The sequence below is a fragment of the Kitasatospora putterlickiae genome (assembly GCF_039527695.1).
Taxonomy (GTDB): domain Bacteria; phylum Actinomycetota; class Actinomycetes; order Streptomycetales; family Streptomycetaceae; genus Kitasatospora; species Kitasatospora putterlickiae.
Map to the genome: position 1 here is coordinate 19,488 of NZ_BAAAKJ010000125.1, position 8,545 is coordinate 28,032.

Annotated in this window: 4 protein-coding genes; 1 reads left to right on the plus strand and 3 read right to left on the minus strand. The window is 75.0% G+C overall.

The window, feature by feature from the left end:
* Window positions 1-48: 48 nt before the first annotated feature.
* A complete protein-coding gene (locus ABD308_RS13240; protein WP_344332969.1) occupies window positions 49-1,428 on the minus strand; it encodes a serine hydrolase domain-containing protein in 1,380 nt (459 codons plus the stop codon).
* Between the two features lie 266 nt (window positions 1,429-1,694).
* On the opposite strand from ABD308_RS13240, the gene ABD308_RS13245 reads away from it, so the two are divergent.
* The gene (locus ABD308_RS13245; protein WP_344332971.1) at window positions 1,695-3,377 is read left to right on the plus strand and encodes a carbohydrate binding domain-containing protein; all 1,683 of its coding nucleotides are present in this window, start codon (window positions 1,695-1,697) and stop codon (window positions 3,375-3,377) included.
* Window positions 3,378-3,554: 177 nt separating this feature from the next.
* Here ABD308_RS13245 and ABD308_RS13250 read toward each other — a convergent pair whose 3' ends face one another.
* Together ABD308_RS13250 and ABD308_RS13255 are read right to left on the minus strand one after the other, a co-directional pair.
* Entirely contained in the window at window positions 3,555-4,898 is a 1,344-nt protein-coding gene (locus tag ABD308_RS13250; RefSeq protein WP_344332974.1) for a M1 family metallopeptidase, read from the minus strand.
* A 113-nt stretch (window positions 4,899-5,011) separates the two neighbouring features.
* A partial coding sequence (locus ABD308_RS13255) for a Pls/PosA family non-ribosomal peptide synthetase (RefSeq protein ID WP_344332976.1) occupies window positions 5,012-8,545 on the minus strand: 3,534 nt, incomplete at its 5' end.

The window sequence follows — 8,545 nt, forward strand, 5'->3', positions numbered from 1 at the left end:
CGCCCGCCTCCGCCCCGGCCCCGGAGCGGCGACGGGCCTGAGCGGCGGTCAGTACGCCCGCCAGCCCCGCGGGTCGAGTCCGCCCGGGACGACCTCGGCGGGCCCGTAGGGCTCGCGGGTGAACACGAAGGAGCCGATGTCCAGGTGGCTCACCGAGCCGTCGGCGGCCCGCACCACGCGCAGGGTCTCGCCCGCGTAGTAGTCGTCGAGGCCGGTCCAGGTGCCGTCGGCCTCGGGGCGGAACCGGGAGGCGCGGCCGCCTCGGCCGAGTACCGAGAGCTCCAGCGTCCGCCCGGCCGCCAGCCGCAGGGCGTGCGGGGAGGCGCCCCAGTACCAGGGGCCGGTGAGGGCGAGGAGGTGCTCGTCGACCTCGGGCAGCGGGCGCCACGGCTCGGGGATCCGGGGCTCGTGCTCCGCGGTGACGGCGATCAGCTCGGCGGTGAGCTGCCCGGTGGGCGGGCCGTGGGTGGCGTTGGAGAAGGCGATCGCGGCCAGGCCGTCGGCCTCGCTGACCCACAGCCCGGCGGTGAAGCCGGGCATCGAGCCGGTGTGCCCGAACAGGGTGCGGCCGTCGTGGCGGATCAGCTGGAGGCCGAGGCCGTAGGTCTCGGTCCAGTCGTCGGTGTCCGGGGCGACGGCGGGGCGGCGCATCTCGGCCAGGGTGTCGGCGGAGAGCACCTTTCCGTCGCCGCCGGCCAGGAAGGCGGCCCAGCGGGCGAGGTCGGCGGCGGTCGACCAGAGCTGGCCGGCCGGGGCCATCAGACCGGTGTCGGTGAGCGGTTCGGGCAGCAGCACGTCGGCCCAGGGGTGGACGGCGAAGCCGCCGGCGTGCGGGTGCTCGGGGAGCAGGGTGGTGCGGTCCATGCCGAGGGGTTCCAGGACCTCCCGGCGCAGCACCTCGCCCCAGGGCTCGCCGCGCAGCCGCTCGACGAGCGCGCCGAGCAGCGCGTAGGTGGGGTTGGAGTAGTGGTGCAGCCGCCCGGCGGGATGGCGGCGCGGCCGCTCCCGCTCCAGGACGTCGGCGAGGGCCGGGCGCAGCGCGCCGTCGGTCCGCTCCCACCACGGGCTCGGGGTCTCGGAGGCGAGGCCGGCGGAGTGCGAGAGCAGCTGGGCGACGGTGGCGCCGTCGGCGGGGGTGCCGGGCAGGTGGCGCTCGACCGGGTCGGCGAGGTCGAGCAGGCCCTCGTCGCGCAGCCGCAGGACGAGGACGGCGACGAAGGTCTTGGTGATCGAGCCGATCCGGTACTGCACGTCGACGGTGGGCGCGTGGCCGTCGATCATGCTGCGGGCGCCGCTCCAGACCAGCCGTCCGTCGCGGACCACGGCGGCGACCGTCGAGGGGGTGCGGCCCTCGGACTGGGCGACGGCCAGGCGGTGCAGCAGTGCGCGGCGGGTGGTGGGGAGCAGTTCGTCGGACAGGTCGGTCATCTGATCCTCTGACGTTCTTCGGTCGACTTCAGTCGGCTTCGGTCCGGTTGGGCCGGTTTGGTGCCACGGTGCCATGGCATCGCGCCCCCAACCTAGTTTGCTCTCCGAGGGGTGTTCCACCCATTTTCGCCCGATCGGTTCCTCCCCTTCCGACACACCCTCATCATCCGTCCGGCGGACAACACTTGACATGAGCAATTGGTCTAGTCCATTTTAGGGCCCTCCCCGCACCTCCATCCCCCACACCCCCACACTGGAGGTCATCGGTGCACAAGCGCACCCGACTGCCCGCCGCCGGTGCCGCCGCGCTGCTCGCGGCCGCCGCGGCATTCTCCGCCCCCACCGTCGCCCACGCGGCCGACCAGCTCACCAACGGCGGCTTCGAGACCGGAGCCCTGTCCGGCTGGACCTGCTCCGGCGGCCTCGGCTCGGTCGTCGCCACCCCGGTGCACGGCGGCGGCAAGGCGCTCGCCGGCGCCGCCACCGCGAGCGACACCGCCAAGTGCGTGCAGACCGTCGCGGTCAAGCCCAACACCACCTACTCGCTCTCCGGCTGGGTCCGCGGCAACTACGTGTACCTCGGCGTCACCGGCGGCGGCTCGGCCTGGACCTCCGCCGCCGACTACAGCAGGCTGAGCGTCTCCTTCACCACCGGCGCCACCCAGACCAGCGCCGAGGTCTACGTCAACGGCTGGTACGGCCAGGGCACCTACTACGCCGACGACATCGTGTTCGACGGCCCCGGCGGCGGCACCACCCCGCCGGTCGACACCCAGGCCCCCACCGTGCCCGGCAACCTGCGCGCCACCGGCAAGTCCGCCGGCAGCGTGACGCTCGCCTGGGACACCGCCACCGACAACGTCGGCGTCACCGGCTACGACGTCTACCAGGGCACCGCCAAGGTCGCGACGGCCACCGGCACCACCGTCACCGTCCCCGGCCTGAGCGCGTCCAGCGCCTACACCTTCACCGTCAAGGCCCGAGACGCGGCCGGGAACGCCTCCGCCGCCTCCACCGCCCTGACCGTGACCACCGACGCCAACGGCGGCGGCCCCACCCCGAGCGGCTTCAAGCAGGCCGCGCCCTACCTCTACAACGGCTGGGGCAACCCGCCGGCCGCCACCACCGTCATGAACGCCACCGGCATCAAGTGGTTCACCCTGGCGTTCGTCCTGGCCCAGAACGGCTGCAACCCCACCTGGGACAGCCAGCGGCCGCTGCTGAACGGCGTCGACCAGGCCACCATCAACGCGGTGCGCGCCGCCGGCGGCGACGTCGTCCCGTCGATCGGCGGCTGGAGCGGCAACAAGCTCGGCCCCAACTGCGCCACCACCGCCGACCTGGCCGCCGCCTACCAGAAGGTGATCGACGCCTACAGCCTCAAGGCGATCGACGTCGACATCGAGAACACCGACGAGTTCGAGAACACCGCGGTCCAGGACCGGATCCTCGGCGCGCTCAAGATCGTCAAGCAGAACAACCCCGGTCTGCGCACCATCGTGACCTTCGGCACCGCCACCACCGGCCCGACCTACTACGGCAACCGGCTGATCGAGCAGGCCAAGGCGATCGGCGCGGACATCGACGTCTTCACCATCATGCCGTTCGACTTCGGCAACGCCTCGACCGACATGTACGCCGCCACCGTCAGCGCCACCGAGGGCCTGAAGAACAAGCTGAAGTCCGTCTTCGGCTGGGACGACGCCACCGCCTACGCGCACATCGGCATCTCCGGCATGAACGGCCTCAGCGACACCGGCGAGATCACCACCGTCCAGAACTGGACCGCGATCCGCGACTGGGCGAACAGCCACCACCTGGCCCGGATGGCCTTCTGGTCGGTCAACCGCGACCGCGGCTGCCCGGGCGGCGGCCAGCAGGAGACCTGCTCCGGCATCGCCCAGAACGACTGGCAGTTCACCTCCATCACGGCCGGCTTCACCGGCTGACGCACCCCCGCGCCGCCACCGTCGGCGCAGGCGCGGCCCGGCCCCTCGGCGGAGGGGCCGGGCCGCCCCGCCGCCGCCGTACGGGCGGGTGACCCCGGCTGCGTGGCGCCGTCCGCCGTCCCCGAGTTCGCCGAGCCCGAGCCCGGGGACGGCGCGGTGCAGGAAGCGGGCGGAGCGTCAGCCGGCCGGCAGCGGCGGCAGCTCCGGCCGCAACAGCCAGGCGTCGAACAGCTCGTCCAGCGGCCCCCGCGCGTACCGGTCGACATGGGCGCGGAAGTCCGCCGTGCTCACCACCCCGTGCCGGTGGAAGGACGCCCAGTCCCGCAGCATCCGGAAGAACGCGGTGTCCCCGAGCGCCAGCCGCAACGCGTGCACCACCAGACCGCCGCGCTGGTACAGCCGGTCGTCGAACATCAGCTTGCGGCCCGGGTCGGCCAGCCGCAGGTCCTGCGGCAGCCCGGCCAGCAGCCGGTGCGCGTACGCCGCCCGGGCATCCGCCGTCGGCCCGCCGGAGCGCTCCGACCAGAGCCACTCCGCGTACTTCGCCAGCCCCTCGTTCAGCCAGATGTGGCTCCAGTCGCCGATCGACACGCTGTTGCCGAACCACTGGTGCGCCAGCTCGTGGGCGACCAGCCGCTCGCGCTCCCAGCCGCCGCCCAGGTGGTTGGTGCCGAAGGTGGCCACCCCCTGCGCCTCCACCGGGACGTCCAGTTCCTCGTCGGCGACCACCACCGTGTACTCGCCGAACGGGTACGGGCCGAACACCTCCCCGAAGTAGGCCATCATCTTCGGCTGCCGCCCGAAGTCCGCGGCGAACGCGCCCGCCAGCCGTTCCGGCACGAACCCGGTCTGCGGCACCTGCGGGTGCTCGGCCAGCACCACCGGCCGGTACTGGCCGATGGAGACCGTCACCAGGTACGTCGAGGTCGGCGCGGACTGCTCGTACACCCAGGTCGTGCTGGACGAGCCGGTGGTCCGGGTCAGCAGCCGGCCGCCCACCACCACCGCGTACGGGGACGGCGTGGTGACCGCGATCTGGTACGTCGCCTTGTCCGCCGGCCGGTCGTTGCACGGGAACCAGGACGGCGCCCCGACCGGCTGGCTGGCCACCAGCGCGCCGTCGGTCAGCTCCTCCCAGCCCAGGCCGCCCCACGGGCTGCGCACCGGCCGGGGGTTGCCCGTGTAGTGGACGTCGACGGTGAACGCCGCGCCCGCCGGCAGCGGCTTCGGCGGACGGACCCGCAGCTTGCCCGCCCGGTGGGTGTAGCGGGCCGCCTTGCCGTCCACCAGTACCCGGCCGATCCGGAACTCGGCGAGGTCCAGCGCGAACTCCGTCAGCGCGGTCACGGCGACGGCGCTCAGCCGGGCGGCGCCGCCCAGCCGGTTCGGTCCTGGCCGGTAGTCCAGCGCCAGCTCGTACCGGTGCACCCGGTAGCGCGGATCACCGCTGGTCGGGAAGTAGGGGTCCGGTGGGGCGACGGGCTGCGGGGGCTGCGGGGACTGCGCCGGGCGGGGGTTCACCGGGTCGTACGCTCCTGGAAACACGGGACTGGACGGGGGGGTCGGCGACGGGGACGGTGACGCCCGGGGGGCCGGACGGGGCGGACCCCGGCCGGCCCCCGGGGGGACGGCGGTCAGGAGGTGGTCTGCCACACCTCGATCGGGTTGCCGAGCCACCGGGTGTCGGCGGGCACGGACTCGGCGCGCATCACCAGCGAGGCCGGGCCCAGCGTGCTGCGCGCACCCACCGTGCTGCCGGGCAGCACGATGCCGCCGGGCCCCAGGGTGGCGCCCTCGCGGAGGACGACAGTATCCATCCGCATGATCCGGTCGTGGAAGAGGTGGGTCTGCACGACGCAGCCGCGGTTGATCGACACCCCGTCCCCGAGCGTCACCAGGTCGGCCTCCGGCAGCCAGTAGCTCTCGCACCACACGCCGTGCCCGACCTTCGCGCCGAGCGCTCGCAGCCACAGGTTCAGCACCGGCGTGCCCGGCACCGCGCCCACCAGCCACGGCACCGCCAGCACCTCCACGAAGGTGTCCGCCAGCTCGTTGCGCCACACGAAGCCGCTCCACAGCGGGTGCTCCACGGCCCGGAACCGGCCGACCAGCAGCCACTTCGCCGCCACCGCCACCGCGCACGCCGCCGTACCGGCCGCGAGCATCACCAGGCCGGACAGCAGCGCCGCCGCGAGCGGGGACCACGCCTCCGACAGCCAGGCCAGCGCCGCCAGCGTCAGGGCGCCCAGCGCCCCCGAGGCCAGCACCGGCAGCAGCCGGCCCACCTCGACCAGCCCGCGCGCCCACAGCAGCCGCGCCGGCGGCTCGTAGGTCAGGCTCTGGTCCGCCTGGTCGGCCGAGCGCGGCAGCCGCACCGGCGGCATGCCCAGGTACGAGCCGCCCTTCTTCGCCTTCTCCGGCGTCGCCGACAGCACGCCCACCAGGCCGCGCTTGGGCACCGAGCGGCCCGGCGCGGTCATCCCCGAGTTGCCGAGGAACGCCCGGTCACCGACCTTGGCCTCACCCAGGCGCACCCAGCCGCCGCCCAGCTCGTACGGCGCCATCAGGGTGTCGTCGGCCAGGAACGCGCCGTCGCCGACCGTGGTCAGGCTCGGCAGCGCCAGCACCGTGGACACCTCCGCGTGCCGGCCGACCCGCATGCCCAGCGCCCGCAGCCACAGCGGGGTCACCAGACCCGCGTACAGCGGGAAGAGGATCTCCCGGGCCTGGTCCATCAGCTGCATCACCGTCCAGGCCTGCCAGCCGACCCGGCCGTGCAGGGGATGCACCCCCGGCTTCAGCCCGATCGACAGCAGCCGCACCGCCGCGACCAGCTGCCCCGCGTACACCAGCCCGAACACCAGGGTGGCCGGCAGCAGGCCGAGCAGGGCGCCGCCGAGCGCGCCGCCCAGGCCGTCCGCCGGGTCGACGAACGGGGCGAGCACCGCCAGGCCGGCCACGGCCGGCAGCACCGGAAGCAGGCTCAGCGCCGTGCCGCTGGCCCCGTACAGCGCGGACCAGCGGGCCCGGCGGGCCGGGCGCTCCTTGGGCCAGGTCCGCTCGGCCCGGCCCAGCTTGACGGCGGGCGCGCCGCCCCAGCGCTGGCCGGTCGGCACGTGCCCGGTGACGCTGGAGCCGGCCACCACCTGGGCCCGCTTGCCGACCCGGGCGCCCGGCAGCAGGGTCGAGCGGGTGCCGACCACGGCGCCCGAGCCGACCTTGAGCTGGCCGACCTCCAGCCGGTCGCCGTCCAGCCAGTAGCCGCTCAGGTCCACCTCGGCCTCCACCGCGCAGCCCCGGCCCAGCTTGAGCATGCCGGTCACCGGCGGCATCGAGTGCAGGTCGACCTCCTCGCCGACCTTGGCGCCGAGCGCCCGCGCGTAGCGGACCAGCCAGGAGCCGGACAGCGAGGTCGCGCCGCTCACCTCGGCCAGCCGCTCGGCGGCCCACACCCGCAGGTGGACGCCGCCGCCGCGCGGGTAGCTGCCCGGGCGCAGGCCGCGCAGCAGCAGCCGGGCGCCGCTGGCCGCGAGGGCCAGCCGGCCCGCCGGGGTGAACAGCGCCGCCGCGCCCGCGCCGTCCGCCCACCAGGAGGCGGTCGGCGCCCAGCCGAAGCCGTCCAGGTGGGAGAGCAGGTTGCCGAGCGCCAGCAGGGCGACCGTCCAGCGCAGGCCGACCACGGTGAACAGCGGGATCAGCAGGAGCAGCTGCAGCAGCTTGGCGCGGGTCGGCACCGGCTCGATCGTCCGGGCCTCGCCGGCCTCGGCACCGGTGCGCTCCAGGTGGCGGGCGAGCTTGCGCAGCGTCGGCTGCTGGTAGATGTCCAGCACCGCCGCGTTCGGGTAGCGGGTGCGCAGCAGGGTGGTCAGCCGGGCGGCGGCCAGGCTCCCGCCGCCGATCGCGAAGAAGTCCTCCCGGGGGCCGCTCACCGGCACCCCGAGGATCTCCGTCCACTGCTCGGCCAGCCAGGCCTCGGTGCCGTACAGCTGCTCGGTCGGCCCGGCGGTCTCCAGGTCGGGCAGCGGCCAGGGCAGCGCGTTGCGGTCCACCTTGCCGGAGGTGCGGGTGGGCAGGGTGTCGACCGGGGCCAGCAGCGGCACCAGCGCGGCCGGCAGCTCGGCGCGCAGCCGCAGCACCGCCTGCTCGCGGTCCCAGCCCTCGCCGGTCACCAGGTAGCCGACCAGCAGCTGGTTGCCGCCGCGCGCGGTGCGCACGGCCGCGGCCGCGCCGGCCACGCCGGGCAGCGCCTGCAGCGCGGCGTCGACCTCGCCGAGCTCGATCCGCCGGCCGCCGAGCTTGATCTGCTCGTCGGCGCGGCCCAGGAAGAGCAGGCCCTCGGGGTCGGCCTGGACGAGGTCGCCGCTGCGGTAGGCGCGCTCCCAGCCCATCGAGGGCAGCGGCGCGTACTTCTCGGCGTCCTTCTCCGGGTCCAGGTAGCGGGCCAGGCCGACGCCGCCGATCACCAGCTGGCCGGTGCCGCCGGGCGCGACCGGCCGGCCGGCCTCGTCGACGACGACGAGGTCCCAGCCGTCCAGCGGCAGGCCGATCCGCACCGGGCCCTCGCCGGTCAGCAGCGCCGCGCAGGCGACCACGGTGGCCTCGGTGGGGCCGTAGGTGTTCCACACCTCGCGGCCCTCGGTGACCACGCGCTGGACCAGCTCGGGCGGGCAGGCCTCGCCGCCGAAGATCAGCAGCCGCACCTCGTTGAGCGCCTCGGCCGGCCAGAGCGCGGCCAGCGTCGGCACGGTGGAGACCACGGTGATCTCCTGCTCGGCCAGCCAGGGACCGAGGTCGGCGCCGGAGCGCACCTGGGAGCGGGGGACCGGCACCAGGCAGGCGCCGTGCCGCCAGGCCAGCCACATCTCCTCGCAGGAGGCGTCGAAGGCGACGGAGAGGCCGGCCATCACCCGGTCGCCGGGGCCGATCGGCTCGTCCTGGAGGAAGAGCGCGGCCTCGGCGTCGACGAAGGCGGCGGCGTTGCGGTGGGTGACGGCGACGCCCTTGGGGCGGCCGGTCGAGCCGGAGGTGAAGATGATCCAGGCGTCGTCCGCCGGGGTGGGGCGCTGACCGGCGGCGCTCTGGTCGGCGAGCGGCGCGCGGGCCGGGCCGACCGGGGTGAGCGCGCTCCAGTGCGGCCGGTCGAGGGCGGCGAGGGCGAGCGAGAAGGT

Coding starts and splice junctions, on each gene's coding strand:
- ABD308_RS13240 (WP_344332969.1), bottom strand. CDS start 1,428: ATGACCGACCTGTCCGACGAACTGCTCCCCACCACCCGCCGCGCACTG.